Annotated in this window: 14 protein-coding genes; all 14 read right to left on the bottom strand. The window is 50.7% G+C overall.

What is annotated here, in order from left to right; genetic code table 11:
- Positions 1 to 39 precede the first annotated feature (39 nt).
- Entirely contained in the window at positions 40 to 1,941 is a 1,902-nt protein-coding gene (locus DBY97_RS03180) for a polysaccharide biosynthesis protein (RefSeq protein WP_107857393.1), read from the bottom strand.
- 108 nt (positions 1,942 to 2,049) lie between these two features.
- Entirely contained in the window at positions 2,050 to 3,225 is a 1,176-nt protein-coding gene (locus DBY97_RS03175; protein WP_107857392.1) for a DegT/DnrJ/EryC1/StrS family aminotransferase, read from the bottom strand.
- On the bottom strand, positions 3,218 to 3,997 hold the full coding sequence (locus DBY97_RS03170) for a methionyl-tRNA formyltransferase (RefSeq protein WP_107857391.1): 780 nt from the start codon (positions 3,995 to 3,997) through the stop codon (positions 3,218 to 3,220). Before DBY97_RS03170 ends, DBY97_RS03175 begins: the two co-directional genes overlap by 8 nt.
- Before the next feature lie 13 nt (positions 3,998 to 4,010).
- Complete coding sequence (locus tag DBY97_RS03165) at positions 4,011 to 4,703, bottom strand: HAD family hydrolase (RefSeq protein WP_049336949.1); 693 nt, start codon at positions 4,701 to 4,703, stop codon at positions 4,011 to 4,013.
- On the bottom strand, positions 4,696 to 5,670 hold the full coding sequence (locus tag DBY97_RS03160) for an ATP-grasp domain-containing protein (RefSeq protein ID WP_107857390.1): 975 nt from the start codon (positions 5,668 to 5,670) through the stop codon (positions 4,696 to 4,698). The genes DBY97_RS03165 and DBY97_RS03160 overlap by 8 nt, the downstream gene beginning before the upstream one ends.
- Complete coding sequence (locus DBY97_RS03155; RefSeq protein WP_049333552.1) at positions 5,657 to 6,274, bottom strand: sugar transferase; 618 nt, start codon at positions 6,272 to 6,274, stop codon at positions 5,657 to 5,659. Before DBY97_RS03155 ends, DBY97_RS03160 begins: the two co-directional genes overlap by 14 nt.
- Positions 6,267 to 7,439 (bottom strand): glycosyltransferase, encoded by a 1,173-nt coding sequence (locus DBY97_RS03150; protein ID WP_107857389.1) that lies wholly within the window; start codon positions 7,437 to 7,439, stop codon positions 6,267 to 6,269. The genes DBY97_RS03155 and DBY97_RS03150 overlap by 8 nt, the downstream gene beginning before the upstream one ends.
- A 13-nt stretch (positions 7,440 to 7,452) precedes the next feature.
- A complete protein-coding gene (locus tag DBY97_RS03145) occupies positions 7,453 to 8,523 on the bottom strand; it encodes a glycosyltransferase family 4 protein (RefSeq protein WP_107857388.1) in 1,071 nt (356 codons plus the stop codon).
- Positions 8,520 to 9,830 (bottom strand): O-antigen ligase family protein, encoded by a 1,311-nt coding sequence (locus DBY97_RS03140; protein WP_107857387.1) that lies wholly within the window; start codon positions 9,828 to 9,830, stop codon positions 8,520 to 8,522. Before DBY97_RS03140 ends, DBY97_RS03145 begins: the two co-directional genes overlap by 4 nt.
- A 42-nt stretch (positions 9,831 to 9,872) precedes the next feature.
- The gene (locus DBY97_RS03135) at positions 9,873 to 11,300 is read right to left on the bottom strand and encodes an oligosaccharide flippase family protein (RefSeq protein WP_107857386.1); all 1,428 of its coding nucleotides are present in this window, start codon (positions 11,298 to 11,300) and stop codon (positions 9,873 to 9,875) included.
- Between the two features lie 169 nt (positions 11,301 to 11,469).
- Positions 11,470 to 12,777, bottom strand: a complete 1,308-nt coding sequence (locus tag DBY97_RS03130) for a nucleotide sugar dehydrogenase (RefSeq protein ID WP_107857385.1) — start codon at positions 12,775 to 12,777, stop codon at positions 11,470 to 11,472.
- 574 nt (positions 12,778 to 13,351) lie between these two features.
- The gene (gene ribD / locus DBY97_RS03125) at positions 13,352 to 14,455 is read right to left on the bottom strand and encodes a bifunctional diaminohydroxyphosphoribosylaminopyrimidine deaminase/5-amino-6-(5-phosphoribosylamino)uracil reductase RibD (protein ID WP_107857384.1); all 1,104 of its coding nucleotides are present in this window, start codon (positions 14,453 to 14,455) and stop codon (positions 13,352 to 13,354) included.
- A 14-nt stretch (positions 14,456 to 14,469) separates the two neighbouring features.
- The gene (nrdR, locus tag DBY97_RS03120; RefSeq protein ID WP_107857383.1) at positions 14,470 to 14,922 is read right to left on the bottom strand and encodes a transcriptional regulator NrdR; all 453 of its coding nucleotides are present in this window, start codon (positions 14,920 to 14,922) and stop codon (positions 14,470 to 14,472) included.
- Positions 14,923 to 15,120: 198 nt separating this feature from the next.
- Positions 15,121 to 15,963 (bottom strand): class II glutamine amidotransferase, encoded by an 843-nt coding sequence (locus tag DBY97_RS03115; RefSeq protein WP_107857382.1) that lies wholly within the window; start codon positions 15,961 to 15,963, stop codon positions 15,121 to 15,123.
- Between the last annotated feature and the right edge of the window lie 101 nt (positions 15,964 to 16,064).

Here is a 16,064-nt window from a genome sequence, read left to right as displayed (position 1 = left end):
TAGTCCTTGCGGGATGGTGTCCGGGCCGTCTGAAAATGTTCAGACGGCCTTATTGTTTTGTTGCCAAACCAAGTCGCAGATACCGTCTTTGGGTACGAAGCCTGTCGGTGCGCGCAACAGAAGCTGGCGCAGGCTGTTTTGGTCGCTTTGGAGACAAGCGGTTTCGAGTTCCGACAGTATGTCAGATAATTGCGTCCATGGAAGCATTACTTCACTGGCGGTCATAATACGGGGATGAGTGGTTTTTTGCACCTCGTCGCCGATGAGCAGTTCTTCATAAAGTTTCTCGCCCGGGCGCAGGCCGGTAATCTTGATTTCGATGTCGCCGTGTGGGTGTTGCTCGTCTTTGACCTTGAGGCCGCTGAGGACAATCATTTGACGGGCAAGGTCGATGATTTTGACGGATTCGCCCATGTCGAGGACGAATACGTCACCACCTTTACCCATTGCACCAGCTTGGATAACCAGTTGCGCCGCTTCGGGAATGGTCATGAAGTAGCGGGTAATGTCTTGGTGGGTCAGGGTAATCGGACCGCCTTCGGCAATTTGTTTTTCAAATACTGGGACAACGGAGCCGGACGAACCCAATACATTGCCGAAACGTACCATGCAAAAGCGTGTTTTTTGTTCCGGCTCGGCGGCAAGGGCCTGCAGGCAGAGTTCGGCCATGCGTTTGCTGGCGCCCATGGTGTTGGTCGGACGGACAGCTTTGTCGGTGGAAATCAAAACAAAGGTGGAAACGCCCGCATCTACGGCAGCCTGCGCGCAACAGAGTGTGCCGAACACGTTGTTTTGAATGCCTTCGATGGTGTTGAACTCGACCATAGGGACGTGTTTATAGGCTGCGGCATGATAAACGGTGTCGACTTGGTAGGCCTTCATGATGCTGCTAAGGCGTTCTTTGTTTTGAACCGAACCCAAAAGCGGTACGACTTCGACTTGGCTGCCTTGCGCGGCTTGGGTTTCGCGCAATTCTTTGTCTATGCTGTATAGGGCAAATTCGGACAATTCAAACAACAGCAGTTTGGTCGGACGGCAGTTGAGAATCTGACGGCAAAGTTCGGAGCCGATAGAACCACCTGCGCCGGTCACCATCACGACTTTGTCGCTGATGTCGGCACTCATCAATTCAGGGTGCGGTGCCACAGGGGCGCGGCCGAGCAAATCGACCACAGAGATTTTTTTCAATGAGCTGACGTTGATTTTGCCGTCCACCAAATCCTTCATGCCCGGAATGGTCAGGACTTCGCATTTGTATGCTTCGAGGCGGCGAATAATGTCTTTGCGTTCTTCAGGCGTAGAACTTGGAATCGCTAGCAGAATTTTGCGGACGCCGTAGCGGCTGATCAGCATCGGGATTTCGTTGGGGTTGTAGACGGCAAGGTCATAGATGACGGTGCGTTGGATTTTCGGGTTGTCATCGACAAAGGCGATGGCCGAATATTCGTTAACCTGCTTGATGGCTTCCAGTAATTGGCGGCCAGATTGGCCTGCACCGTAGATGATGACGGGGGTCATCTGTTTGCGGTGATGGTCGGTCAGAATCGCGCGCAGGATCATGCGCGAGCTGGTCACGCCGACCACCAAGACCAAGAAATAGACGATGGGCAGGGCAAGGTGCAGTTTTTGCTCAAAAATCAGGGTGGTCAAACAGAACAAGACCGCCGAAATGATGCTGCCGAATGCGGCGGCGGTCAGGACGCGGATGCTGACAAAGCGTGTGACGGCGCGATAGAGGCCGATACGGATGAAAAGGATGATGGTCAGCACGGCAGTGCTGCCGAAAGCCAGCCAGTTGGCGATACTCAACCATTCGTCGGAATATTGCACTTTGAGGCTTTGGGCAAACCAAAACGCCACGAATATCATCAAGATATCGTGGATGACGAAGAAGGTTTTTTTAAGGTTGCGCGGCAGAGCCAGCAGGGTTTCCAAGTTCATTTTATATTTCTTGTGTCTGAGTGTTGTAATGTGGCTTGGTACGGATTGTTTGAAGCAGGCTGTTTTATTTTTTCAGACGGCCTGAAGTTGCAGGCCGTCTGAAAATGATTATGCCGTGGCTTCAGTCAATACGGCTTCGATGTTTTCTTTGCAGAACGCAATTTCTTCATCGGTCAGGGTTGGGTGCACCAAGAACATCAGGCTGGTGTCGCCCAACTCGACAGCGTTTTTCAAACGCTCTTTCGGACGCCAAGGCGTGTCGTCGAAGGCTTTTTCCAAATACACTTCGGAGCAGCTGCCTTGATAGCATGGGACTTTGCGCGCGTTCAGTTCGTTGACGATACGGTCACGTGTCCAGCCGTCTTTCAGGTGTTCGGGTTTGACGAAAACGTAGAACTTGTATTGCGCGTGTTCGATGTAGTCGGCCACTTCAACCAAACGGATGCTGGCGAATTTGCCCAAACTTTCTGCCAGTTTGGCGGCGTTTTCTTGGCGGCGCGCCGTCCATTCGGGCATGCGTTTGAGCTGGATGCGGCCGATGACCGCCTGCATTTCCAACATGCGCCAGTTGGTACCGAAGCTTTCGTGCAGCCAGCGGAAACCGGGCGCGTGTTCGCGGTGGTACACGGCATCGTAGCTTTTGCCGTGGTCTTTGTACGACCACATTTTGCTCCACAGCTCTTTGTCGTTGGTGGTTACCATACCGCCTTCGCCGCCGGTAGTCATGATTTTGTCTTGGCAGAACGACCAAGCACCGACGTGGCCGATAGAGCCGACGGATTTGCCTTTGTATTTCGCACCGTGCGCTTGGGCGCAGTCTTCGATAACCCACAAGTTATGTTCTTTTGCCAAAGCCATGATGTCGTCCATTTCTGCAGGCATACCGGCAAGGTGAACCACGATGATGGCTTTGGTGTTTGGAGTCAAAGCGGCTTTGATGGTTTCGGCGCTGATGTTTTGGCTGTTCAAATCGACATCAGCGAACACAGGATTGGCACCGGCGGTCACGATGCAGGATGCGGAAGCCAAGAAAGTGCGCGAAGTGACAATCACATCGTCGCCTTGGCCGATACCCACTGCTTTGAGTGCTACGTCCAAAGCCAACGTACCGTTGGAAAGGGCGACGGCGTATTGCGTGCCGACAAAAGCAGCAAATTCTTTTTCAAATTCGCGACATTCCGTACCTGTCCAGTAGTTGACTTTGTTGGACAGCAGGACTTTGGAAACGGCATCGGCTTCTTCTTGAGTAAAGCTTGGCCATGGGGAGAGTGATGTATTAAGCATTTGTTTTTCCTGCGAAAAGACTGGTTGAGCCTTTGGGGGCGATTTCTTCCAGCAATTGGCGGTTGATCAGGGTGTATTTCTGACCGTTGATTTCGACGTATGCGCCGTCGTAAGGTGGGAACCAGAAGGCGCGGATTTTTTTCTCGATATTGTCGCCGTCGCGGATTTGCTTCATGGCTTCCATCTCGTCACGGCTGACGTAGCGGCCACCGATGTTTGGCGTGGTCGGCAATTTGGTTTTCGACTCGATGGCGCGGGTGATGATGCGTCGTGCGAAATCTTCCAATGCCTGCATGGTTTTGCGTTCGAGCGATTGGGCGGTTTCTGTTTCAGCGTCAATAGGGAAACGGTCCACTTCGATGATTTCGCCGGTATCGATGGAAGCATCGACGTAGTGGGCGGTATTGCCCCATTCGTTCAGCTCGTCCATGATGGCCAGGTTGTAGCCGCCTGTGCCTTTGTATTCGGGCAACAGCGCAGGGTGGAAGTTGATCGTGCCTAAAGTCGGAATGCTCAGGTATTCATCACGCAGCTTGCGCCAGTAAAGGACGGACAAGCCCAAATCGTATTTCAGACGGCCTTCTCGCATTGCTTCCAAAGCCGTATCGAAGGTGTACAGGGGCAAGCCCAATTCCTGTGCGGCGGCCGTGGTCGGCGAGCCTTGCAGATGGCTGTCGGTCAAGACACCGACGATTTCGATATGGTCTTGTTTGGTCAAAAAACGAAGCAGGTTGGCGGAAACCTGTTTACGACCCATAAATAAGATTTTCATGGAGAAATGTCCCTTATGCATTTGCTTTTTCGGTGGCGGAAGTTGTCAGTGTAGTCAATTCTTCCAGGGTGTTTATCCAAAGGGTGGGCTGGTATTCACGACCGTATTGCTCGGGCTCGGCTTGATGAATATTGTGCGGCTTAGGCATGATGCCTATGGAGAGCCAACCCAGTTTGTTTGGTGCGACAAAATCTTTTTTGATGTTGTCGCCGATGTAGATGAAACGTTTTGCAGCCGGATATTTGTTTTGCAGGAAGACAAAACGCTTATCGTCGGGTTTTTCCGATTGCATGGCTTCCGAAATCAAAATGTCGTCAAACAAATCGGTCAAACCCAAGGCCTGTATTTTCAAACGCTGTGTCAGACTGCGGCCGTCTGTAATTAGGGCGCGTGCGGCAAAAGGGCGCATCAGCTTCCGTAAAAAAGACGGTTCGACATAGGGTCGGATAACAGGCCTATGTAGTCGATATTGCCACAAAAGTGATTGTTTCTCTAGTTCGTTTAATTTGCAATGATGACACAAATTGTCGAGCCAGTCTTTACTTTTATTGTCTGCAATTTCATTTAGTACATCGGCATCGTATTGCGGGTAAAGCGACGTAATGATCCCTACAACTGCCTGTATTCCGGAGCATTTGTAGTCGTACTCAGAGTAAAGCGTATCGTCAAGATCAAAGACGATGACGGATTCTTCCGGCTTAATCATGTTCTTTTACCAAAACTTTAGCATCGTAACGAAGCATGATTAAATTGTTTTCCCAGTCGTCGGAGAAAGGGACGTCTTGGCCGCCGATGTATTCTTGAATCAGCCAGCCCGGATAGTTGCCGCCTGCGGCGTAAGTCAGCGGGAAACCGCCGCCGAAACGCGGGTTGATTTCTACGCCGTAGGTTGTGCTGTCGGTTTTGCTGACGAAGAATTGCGCGGTAATGCAGCCGCGTGCGCCTTCCAATACGGCCATTTTTTCAACCAGCTCGTTATACAGGGCATTGCGCCGGGTCGCGCCTTTGCTGACTTCGCCGGTGCGTACTTCCAAACGTTCGCGAGGAATGGCGCATTTCAGACGGCCTTGACGGTCGTAATACATATCGACGGTAAACTCGGAGAAAGTATTCTCGATATCGATGTATTGGGCGAACATCATTTTCGGGTCTTCGGTAATGTCGACAGTCAAATCAGCCGGTGTGTTGATTTTTTTCGTACCGATGGCGCGGCTGCCGTCATAAGGCTTGGCAAAACATGGGAAAACCAGGCGGTCACGTTCGTAAATTTCAGGCGAACGGATGCCGTATTGTGCAAACAGGCCTGCGGTCAGGCGCTTGTCGCGGCACAGGGTAATCAGTTTTGCATCCGAAATGACAATGTGTATTCCTTCTGCTTCAAAACGGTCACGTGCTTCAGCCAGTTTGAGCAGCTCGGTATCGATGGTTGGCACAATCAGACCGATGTCGTGTTGTTTGGCCAACTCGAAAATGCTGTCAATGTATTCGGCAGCATCGATGCGCGGCACGCTGAAAGCGCGGTCGGCAACATGGCAGGCTGAAGACATGTGGGGATTGAGGTCAGTGGCAAATACGCCGATGCCGTCTGAAAAACGTGCGGCTTCGGTTTGGAAGTCCTGCACCAATTCGACACGGCGACCTGCCGACAGAATCAGTATGTTATTTTTTTTCATCAGTTTTATTACCCGTGAAATAAGGCATGGTGGCTTCTCCTTCGGCTGAGATGCCTTCTTTGACGAAGACTTTTTTAACCGTCAGGAACAAAATTTTGATATCCAGCCAAAAGCTGAAGTTGTCGATGTACCAAACATCGTGGGCGAACTTTTCGTCCCATGAAATGGCGTTGCGGCCATTGACTTGCGCCCAACCGGTCACGCCCGGTTTCATTTCGTGGCGGCGGTTTTGGAAGTCGTTGTACAACGGCAGGTAGTGCATCAGCAGCGGACGAGGGCCAACTAGACTCATCTCGCCTTTTAAGACATTCCATAATTCAGGAAGTTCGTCCAAACTGGTGGCACGTAATTTTTTGCCGAAATCGGTCAGGCGTTCGCTGTCCGGTAGCGGGTTGCCGTCTTTATCGATTGCATCGCGCATGGAGCGGAATTTAATCATTTTAAACGGCTTGCCATCCTTGCCCGGCCGCTCTTGGATGAAGAACACAGGCGAGCCTAAGTTTTTGCGGATGAGGTACACCAAAATCAAAAACACAGGCGACAGGATAATCAGCCCTGAAGCGGAGGCAACAATGTCAAACAGGCGTTTGAAAAATTTATTCATGAGCTAATCTTTCAATCAGGTTGACGATTTTTTGATAGGCAACGTCGCGCTTGAAGCGGCGGATGATTTCTTCGGACTGAACAGGATCGTCTTTGCGCTTCAAAATATCTTTGGCGGCTTGAGCGAAGCTTTCTACATCGCCGGAACGGTAGTCCGCATGCGGCAGCAGGGTAAGGACTTCGGCAACTTCGTCGTTGACCTGGCTATTCAGAATCGGTTTTTGCAAAGCCATATAGTCGGAAAGTTTGTTGGTAATCGACTGCATGGCGTAAGAGTGGATGGCGTTGACGGAGATGTCGCAGCCCTTGGCGACCGACATCATTTCGGCATAGGGAATGTAGCCGTAAAACTTGATGTCGTCGCAGGCATATTGTTTGAGCCTGTCCAAATCGGGGCCGCCGCCCATGATGTGCAACTCGACGTTTTCGCCGGCGTCCAACAGCTTGCGAACGCCTTTGCACACGGTTTCCACGTCATAGCTGTAACTGAGCGTGCCCAAGTAGAAAAAGCGGGTTTTGTCGTCGCCAAAATCTTTGGCAGGCGCGGCATCGAGTTTGGGAAAGTCGGCGCCGATATAGACGACTTCGCCGGGTACGTTCGGATTGGCTTCTTTGGCACGGTCGAGATAAGTCTGCGATACGGCAACCAGCGCGTCGGCATAGCGGTAGGCTTGGTTGGCGCGTGAAGCAAAGGGTAGCAGGTTGTGCGGTACTTTTTTCAAAAACGGTACGACCGAGGAGAAAGACTCCGGCCATACGTCCTGCACATCGACAATCAGTTTGTAGCCCAAACGTGCTTTGTGTTTGCCCAACAGCAGGTTGGTGGCAATCAGCGGATAGGCGGAAAAGACGACGTCTTGTTCGCCCGGACGGCAGTTTTCCAACCATTTTTCAAAATGTTTGACGAAGCGGTGATGGCTGGTCACGCGTCCCCAAGACACGTTTTTGCTGTATCCGCTTTCTTCCAACAGCATGACTTTCAGACGGCCTTGTGAGGCGGCCTCGGCATCTTCGGGTCGTCTGAAAGATTTGTTGTAGTGCTTGAAGTTGCTGGTAATCAGCAACACGTCATGCGACTGCGACAACAGCTCGGCAAGATACCAGAAGCGGTTGAAATGCGGCTCGGACGGCAGCGAGCAATAAGGGGCGACGATGGTAATGTTCATGTTTCAGACGGCCTTACATTTCGTACGCAGCCATGGTGGTGCGGTAGATTTCGTCGTCGGAGCATAAGGTCTCAACGTGTTTGTGCAGGGCTTTGCCCATTTGACTGCGCAACTCAGGATGCTTGATGAGTGTATCGACGGCTTCGATAAACGCTTCGTCATCGCCGAAAGGAATGCAGTAGCCGGTTTGGCCGGTGATGACCATTTCAGAAATGCCGGCCATGTTGTAGGTCACGACAGGCGTGTCGTAAAGGCCGGCTTCCAAAATATTGTTGCCGACGCCTGCGCCGTGGTCGCCCACGCAATGCGGCGTGTTCACCAAAATATCGACTTCTTTGAAGTAGCCGGTCAAGTCGCGGACGCCGCCGAGGAAGGTAACTTTGTCTTCGATGCCCAAACGTTTGGCTTGGGCTTTGAGGTTGTCCATTTCTTCGCCGATGCCTGCAACGTTGAGGCGTACAGGCATACCGCGGTCAACCATTTTCTTCAAAATATCCAACATCAGGTGCACGGCGCGGACGGTGTCCAAACGGGAAAGTGTGCCCAGTTGGACATAGTCTTTGACTGTTTTTTCAGGAACGTAATCCGCTTTGTGCAGGGCGTTGTAAGTGTAGGTGATGCGGTTGGCAGGGAAACCGTAACGGATGAGTTTTTCGCGTTCGTGTTTGCAGTTGCCAATGATGTACACGCCCAGCTTGTCGAAAAGCTTGGCAATTTTCGGATAAGTTTCCGGATCAAGGCCGCGCGCGTGGTAGAACACTTTGGTTTTCGGAGAAGCGAACTTGGCCGCAATGGCGCAGGCCGGAACGATACGCGCCATTTGGCAGTGAATCACATCGGGCTTCTCTTTTTTCAGCAGTTTCATATAGGCAAACATGCCTTTGACGTAACCCAAAAGACCGCCTTGGTAAAAATCAATCGGCTGCCAACGGATGCCCAATGCTTGCGCTTCCTGAATCAAAGGGCCGTCTGAAGAGGCCAATACGATATCGTGTCCGCGTTGTTTGAGCAGGCGGCCGAGGCGGAAAGTGGCGTTTTCAGTGCCACCAAGGCCGGACATGGAGGTAGTCAAGATGATTTTCATGATGGTTTCTTCGTATCGTATAGTGTTTCGTTGTATGCGTAAGCGGCCATATCTTTCAGCTTGGGCGCAACAAATACGCTGTAAATAAAAATCAGCAGGCAGGGCAGCCAGATAAACGGCATACGCAAAATGGTGGACGGAATAAAACCGGCCAACAGGAAAATGCCCAAGGCAACCCAAGCCAAAACGCGTGATTTGCCGGTTACTGCGCGGTTTGAGGCGATGTAGAGGAAATAACACGCCACAAAGGCAATAAAGCCGAGTAAGGAAATCATGCCGAAACCCAGATACAGCTCGATGATGAAGCTGTGCGGGTTTTCAAAGCCCAAGCTGCCGCTCAAATGGCCACCGAAATATTCGCGGAAGTTTTTAGGACCATAGCCGGTTAGCAGCAGGGGCGGATTGTTCCAGAAGTAGTTGTAAATCTCCTGACGGTAGGACACGGAGTTGTCGCTGCCCAAGTCGTACAGGAAGAGGTACACGCGGCTGGAAAAACGTTCCAAAAACTGGTTGCCGTTGAGCGACAGCAAAAATTCTGCAATCGCGCGTGATGGAATCATCGACAACACTAATGCCAGCAAACCTGCTACACCGACCGTAATAAAACCGTTTTTGCGATAGGCTGTATAAACCAACAAAATCAACAGGTAACAGCCGATGGCGGTACGCGATACGCTGGCGAAAATGGCCATGCCCAACAGCAGGAACAAGCCCCAGCCCAGCAGTTTTTCTTTGTGTTTCCGTCCTTGGAGTTGGAAGAAAAACAAAATGGCAGGCGCAAGGCAGACTGCAGTGGCGGCAAGGTTGTTCGGGTTAAAGAACAAGCCTTTGAGCGAGCCTTCATCAATAGCCAACTCATCGCTGGCACTCACAAACTGAATACCGGTAGCCAGCTCTGCAAACGGCGGTACGGCGATAAACAGCGTAAATACGATGAGGAACTTCTGAATTGTCCCCAAAGGGTCGTCAGCGCGCTTCAATACTTGGTAAAACAAGTAGAAGAAAGCCGGAACCGCCATAAAAAACAAAATATCCATGTACTGCGTCGGTGTCAGCGACGTAATGCCCATGTGGATGGCAGGCCAGATGCACATGGCAGTCAGGGCGCAGAGCATGGCAAAAATCTTGCGCGGAATATGCTTGCTTTCCAGAAAAAATACGACAAAACCAAGCAGTACAAATATCAGGGTCAGCGGGTTGTCGATACGCGGCACGCCGACCTTAAAGGACAGCGCAGGCCCCAGCATATAGGCTGCGAGCATGATGTATAGGATGTAAGTGTATAAATTTAGACGTTTTATTTTCATAGTCGTTCTGTTGTTATCGTAGAGACATGAATCTCAGGTTGGCTATTTTGCCGAACGGTTTAATTTAGCTTTGATTTTTTCGGTCGCGGCAAATAGTGCGTGTTTGTATTTTAGGAACAGGAAACCCAGTCCGACTGCCCATGCCAGCGCAAACCAGATGTAGTTGTCGCGCGTACCCAGCCAAGTGTAGGCAAGGCAGATTATCAGGCAGAGCGTTGAGTTGGTATAAATCTTCAGGCGCGGCAAAGGCTGCCACAGGCGTGAAGAGAATTCGGTTTTAAAGATGAAAAACAGCCAAAAAGCCGTTGCGCTGGCCATAGCCGCACCTTTTGCACCGAATTTCGGTACCAGCAGATAGAGCAGGGCGGTATTGGCGATAAAGGCAACGATGTTGATGACGGTAATCAGCCAAGTCGAGCGGACGACGTTCAAACCGATGCCGCTGACTTCGGTCAGCGTGTAAAACAGGGGAAAGAGCATACACGAGAGCAGGATAAATTGAACCTGCGTGTATTTTTCCGGCAGTATCCAGGTCGCCATCGGCGAGAAAATCCCGATAAGGCAAATCATTGCGCTGATGAGGACGGTCATGGAAAGCGTGATGTCGCCGATTTTGTCCAGATTGGTTTTTTCTTCCACCCATTTGAACACCAAAGGCGCCCAAATGGTGGAAAACACGCTTTGGAAAATCAAGGCGACAGCGCCAAAGCTGACTGCCATCGAATAAATGCCCAACTCGTCCAAGCCCGAGATATTCTTTAGGACAAAGCGGTCAATCGAAGTCAGGCCCCAATAGGCCAAGTTGCCGAATGCCAGCGGCAGGCCGTAGCGCAGGCCGTCTCGATGCAGCTCGGACGACCATTTCGCATGGGAAACGGCTTGCAGGTCTTGGCGCAGCTGATATATCAACAGTACAACGGTCAGCACTTGGGCGGCAGTGTAGGCAAAGACCAGCGAAGTAGTATTGGCAGGCAAGCCGGATGCAATCACGGCAAAAGCCAACACCAAAATCAAGAATTTCGGCGTAAGCTGGCTGACGGAAAAAGCCAATGCCTGCTCTTTCATCCGCAAAATCAAGGCTAAAAAACGGGTAATCAACGTGGTGGCCAAGAAAATCAGAAAGAGAATCCCCAAATTTGCACTGGGGATGTCAAAAATGATTTCAGACGGCCATGATGCGTTTATCAGTAACACTAAAACCACAACCGCCACCGTCAGAATCAATGGCGATAAAAAAACGGATTTGAACAGCGCGGCCTTATCTTTAACGGCGTAATAGTCGCGAATATAGGATTGGTCCAGCCCCAAGCCCAAGAGCAGAATGCTCAGTCCGGCAATGGTCTGCAAGAGTACGATACGACCGATGTCTTCCGCAGGGAAGTACCATGAGATGAGTGGCAGGGAAAGCAGGCCGAAGGCGGCGCTTCCTACCGGGCCCAATGCGTAGCCGAGGATTTTTTTCGCGTTCATATTATTTGTTTTCAGACGGCCAGAAGTTCGAGCTGAGCGTTTTTCGTAAGGTATGTGTTGTTACCGTTGCCGGTTTGCCAAGGCCGTCTGAAAAAACAAATGGCCTTGGGAAACCGGCCGCCGTCCCGGTCGGGGAAACCGGAGGCAGCCGGGTGCGTCTGAAGCAAGATTATGCTTTGATGACTTTAGGATTTTTTACTGGGAATTTGCCGCGAGTATCGACAATCAGCTTGGCATGTTCGGTAATCATGTCATAGTCGAATTTGTCGTGATCGGTGGTCAGAACCACGCAATCGTATTGGGTGACAGTTTCAGGGGTCAGCGCTTCGCTCTTCAGGTCGAAGTAGTGGTGGCCGGGGATATGTGGGAACTCTGGAACGTGTGGGTCAGAGTAGGAAATCATTGCGCCCAGTTTGTGCAGGCGGTCCATCACTTCCACAGACGGGCTTTCACGCATATCATCGACGTTTTTCTTGTAGGCGATACCCAATACCAAGATTTTGCTGTCTTTGATAGAACGGTTGTGGTCATTCAAAGCCAGGCCGACTTTTTCGATAACGTAGTCGGGCATATGGGAGTTTACTTCACCGGCCAGCTCGATGAAACGTGTGTTTACACCGTATTCGCGTGCTTTCCAAGTCAGGTAGAACGGGTCGATAGGGATACAGTGGCCGCCCAAGCCTGGACCTGGGTAATAAGCAACGAAGCCGAACGGTTTGGTTGCAGCGGCATTGATAACTTCGTGAATGTCGATGCCCATTTTGTCGGCAACGATTTTCATCTCGTTCACCAAGCCGATGTTTACGGCGCGGTGGATGTTTTCCAGAAGTTTGGTCAGCTCGGCAGCTTTGGTGGAGCTTACTGGAACAACTTTATCGATGGCAGGTTGGTACAGCGCCAGGCCGACTTCCAAACAGGCAGGGGTATGGCCGCCGATGACTTTTGGAATGGTACGGGTTTCAAAGTTAGGGTTACCTGGGTCTTCACGCTCAGGAGAGTAAACCAAGAATACGTCTTGACCGACTTTCAAGCCGCCTTCTTCCATGCGTGGCAGCAATTCTTCTTCGGTAGTGCCGGGGTAGGTGGTGGATTCTAAAGACAGCACTTGACCGGCGCGCAGGTAAGGTTTTACCGCATCGGTAGTGTCAATCACAAAGCTCATGTCCGGCTCGCGGTATTTGTTCAGCGGAGTCGGTACGCACAAAATGACGGCTTCTACTTCGCCGATGCGGGAGAAGTCGGTCGTTGCTTCAAACAGACTGTTGGAAGCAGCGGCAATTTTGTCGGAAGGGATATGCTCAATGTAGCTTTCGCCTTTGTTGAGCTTGTCGACTTTGTTGGTGTCAATGTCGAAACCCAAAACTTGGTAACCGATATCCACATAGCGCAACATCAGTGGTAAACCGACGTAGCCTAAGCCAACGATGCCGATTTTTGCGGTCTTATCGGCAAATTTTTGTATCGTAATGTTTTTCATGATGTCTTTCGTTTAATGAATGAGTAAATCGGGAGAGTTCGCCCGATGCCTGAGTTGTTTGCTGCAACCGCATAGCCATAGCCGGCTGCCGTATCGTGTGAAGCCTTAAAACCATACTTATAATTACATTAGACAAAATCATAAGCACTTATCTGATTCGTCTCAATCAAAAAAGTTTAACGGTCGTTCAGGCTGCCTATAAGGTATGAAAACGGTATTTTTGAATATTGAATTTTCAGAAGTTACGTTCAACTTCATGTTTTGAATTTAGATATTGTTTTGTCAAATGCATGGTTCATGAAATGAAACTACCGTTTATGCCGTTTAAAACCCTTCTAGAATAAAAACTTTTAATAAATTTTCGTGGCTTAACTTATCTTAATAATCCATTATTTCGTGATGAAAAAAAGGAAAATTTGTCGACAATCCGCTTGAGGATAGTTAACTTAAGTCAAAGTTTTAAATTGGAATACGCTAAAGTCATTATAATATATTGACGAAAAAATTACATTTATTGCTATGTAAATGATAGATATATTCTATTTGCAATGGTTTAATTATTAAATTGAGGCAATTAGACGGATTTTTTTCGGAGAACCCATTTAATGTCCTGTCCGATGATTTCTACTGATTGACTTTGCCAAGGGCCGTCTGAAAGTAGGGTGGCCGGATTTTCAGGGAGGGAGAAAAGAGGTTTGCCTGCGCCTAACAGTTTCGGTGCTTGGTAGAGGACGATTTCATCCACCAAGTCATCCTTCAGAAAGGCTGAAGCAAGTGTTGAGCCTGCTTCTACCAGAACTTCGCCAAAGCCAAGCTCTGCCAGTTGCGGCATGAGGGAAAGAAGATTGATGCGGCCGTTGATGTGTTCAGACGGCCTGATGATGCGGATATGTTCAAATGTACTTAGAGCCTGCAAACGTTGTTCGTCTGAGGAAAGGGTAACGATAACGGTCGGGCTTTCGGTATCGGTCACGAGGTGGCAGTCCAAAGGGATTTGCAGCCGGCTGTCCAAGACGATACGCGCAGGTTGGCGTAGGGTGGGAAAGCTGCGGACGTTGAGTTTCGGGTTGTCGGCAAGCACGGTACCGATACCGGTCAAAACGGCGCAACTTTCGGCACGGAGAATTTGTACGTCTTCGCGCGCTGCTTCGCCGGTAATCCAAAAGCTGCGGCCGTCTGAAAGGGCGGTTTTGCCGTCCAAACTGGCGGCGCATTTGAGGCGGACAAACGGTCTGCCGCGTTCGATACGCGACAGGAAACCACGGTTGAGCTTGCGTGCCTGCGCTTCCAGTAAACCGCTTTCGGTACGGATTCCGGCGGCTTCCAGCATGGACAAACCTTTGCCTGCGACCAACGGGTTGGGGTCGGTCATGGCGGCGACCACGCGTGTTACGCCGGAATGAACGAGCGCTTCGGCGCATGGCGGCGTGCGGCCGTAATGGCTGCAAGGTTCCAGCGTGACATAGGCTGTTGCGCCTTTTGCCGCCGCTTGGGCCTGCCTCAATGCGTGAACTTCGGCGTGCGGCTCGCCTGCTTTGACGTGGAAACCTTGTCCGACGATTTGGGCACCGTGTGCAATTACGCAACCGACGCGGGGATTGGGGGAAGTAGAAAACCGCCCAAGCTTGGCCAGCTCGAGGGCGGTTTGCATCATTTGGGTATCAAGTGCGGAAAACATGGTTTCAGACGGCCTTATTTGGCTTTGCATTCGGCGATGACTTGGGTGAATTCGGAAACGTCTTTAAAGCTTTTATAGACGGACGCGAAGCGGACATAAGCAACTTGGTCGATTTTTGCCAGTTCCTCCATCGCCATTTCGCCGACGATGTGCGAAGCGACTTCTTTTTTGCCCAAACGGTAGAGGCGCTGCTCGATAAGGGCAACGGTTTCATCGATTTGTTCTTGTGTGACAGAACGTTTGTGCAGCGCGCACTCAAGGCTGGTCTGCAGTTTATGCGCATTGAAGGGAACCCGTGTGCCGTTGGATTTGATGACTTGCGGCATCCGCATTTCAACGGTTTCAAAAGTGCTGAAGCGTTGTCCGCATTCCAAGCATCTGCGACGGCGACGGATGCTGTTGGTGTCTTCCAGCCATCGCGAGTCGGTTACTTGTGTGTTGGGGTGTTGGCAAAACGGGCACTTCATCGGGTTTCCTTGTCATACGCTCGGCAAGGTCGCTAAGCAATTGAATTTATTGTTTGTGAACTATTATTGTAGCGGATTGCGTTATTTTCGTATAGTAAAGGCTTTGTCTATGGACTAAGTATAAAAAGGCCGTCTGAAAGGGCAACTTTGGCGAAGTTGGGCTTTTCAGACGGCCTTGAGTTTTCAGTCAATCAAACGTCAAACCGATACACCGACGGCACGGGCGATTTCCAAACCTTCTTCCGCACTCATATAAACCGGATTTTCGGGGCGGTCGCTGAGGACAATGTCGCCGTCTTGAAACATCACCAATTCATTGACTGCCAATTGCGACCAGGTTTCATCTCGCGTCAGGGGCAGGGTGGCGATGACGGAAACTTTATCGTTCGGGGTGGTCACTTCTGAAAAATCGACCATGACATCATCGTCCAGCAAACGCGCTTTGCCAAACGGGGCTTTGCGCACGATGTAGTGCAGTAAGGTACTGGCGTGGGCAAACAGGCAGTCGCCGTTGGACATCACGAAATTAAACAAGCCATAGCGGCGGATTTCATGGGTCAGGCCGGCGATGGCATCAAACAAAACTTCAGGTTCGGGCTTGGTGGCAAAGCGGCTGCGCAGGCGGTTGAGGATAAAGCAGAACGCGCGTTCGGAATCGGTTGAACCGACGGCATGGTAGTACTCGCCCTGCTCGGGAAAAAAATCAATCAAATGGCCGTTGTGGGCAAACAGCCAATATTCGCCCCACATCTCGCGCATGAATGGATGAGTGTTCGCCAATGAGGTCTGGCCTTGTGAGGCCTTGCGGATATGGGCGATAACGTTTTCAGATTTGATTTGGTAGGCGCGCACCAAGTCGGCAACGGGTGAGTTAGCGCTGGGTTTGTCGTCGTGAAACAAGCGCACGCCTTTGCCTTCAAAAAAGCCGATACCGAAGCCGTCGGCGTGGTGGTCGGTAATGCCGCCGCGACGGCGGAAGCCTTCAAAAGAAAACATGATGTCTGTGGGCGTGTTGCAATTCATGCCGAGCAGTTGGCACATGGTGTTAACCTTTATTTTTGGGGTATTTATAGGGTTATTATGGTGTATCGTGCAGGCAGTTTCAATATGTAGAGTGTGATATGTTTATAACTATCTCATAC

The organism is Neisseria subflava, from assembly GCF_003044645.1.
GTDB classification, from domain to species: domain Bacteria; phylum Pseudomonadota; class Gammaproteobacteria; order Burkholderiales; family Neisseriaceae; genus Neisseria; species Neisseria subflava_B.
Note: the sequence above shows the minus strand (reverse complement) of the source record. Positions and strands in the feature narration are given on the sequence as shown.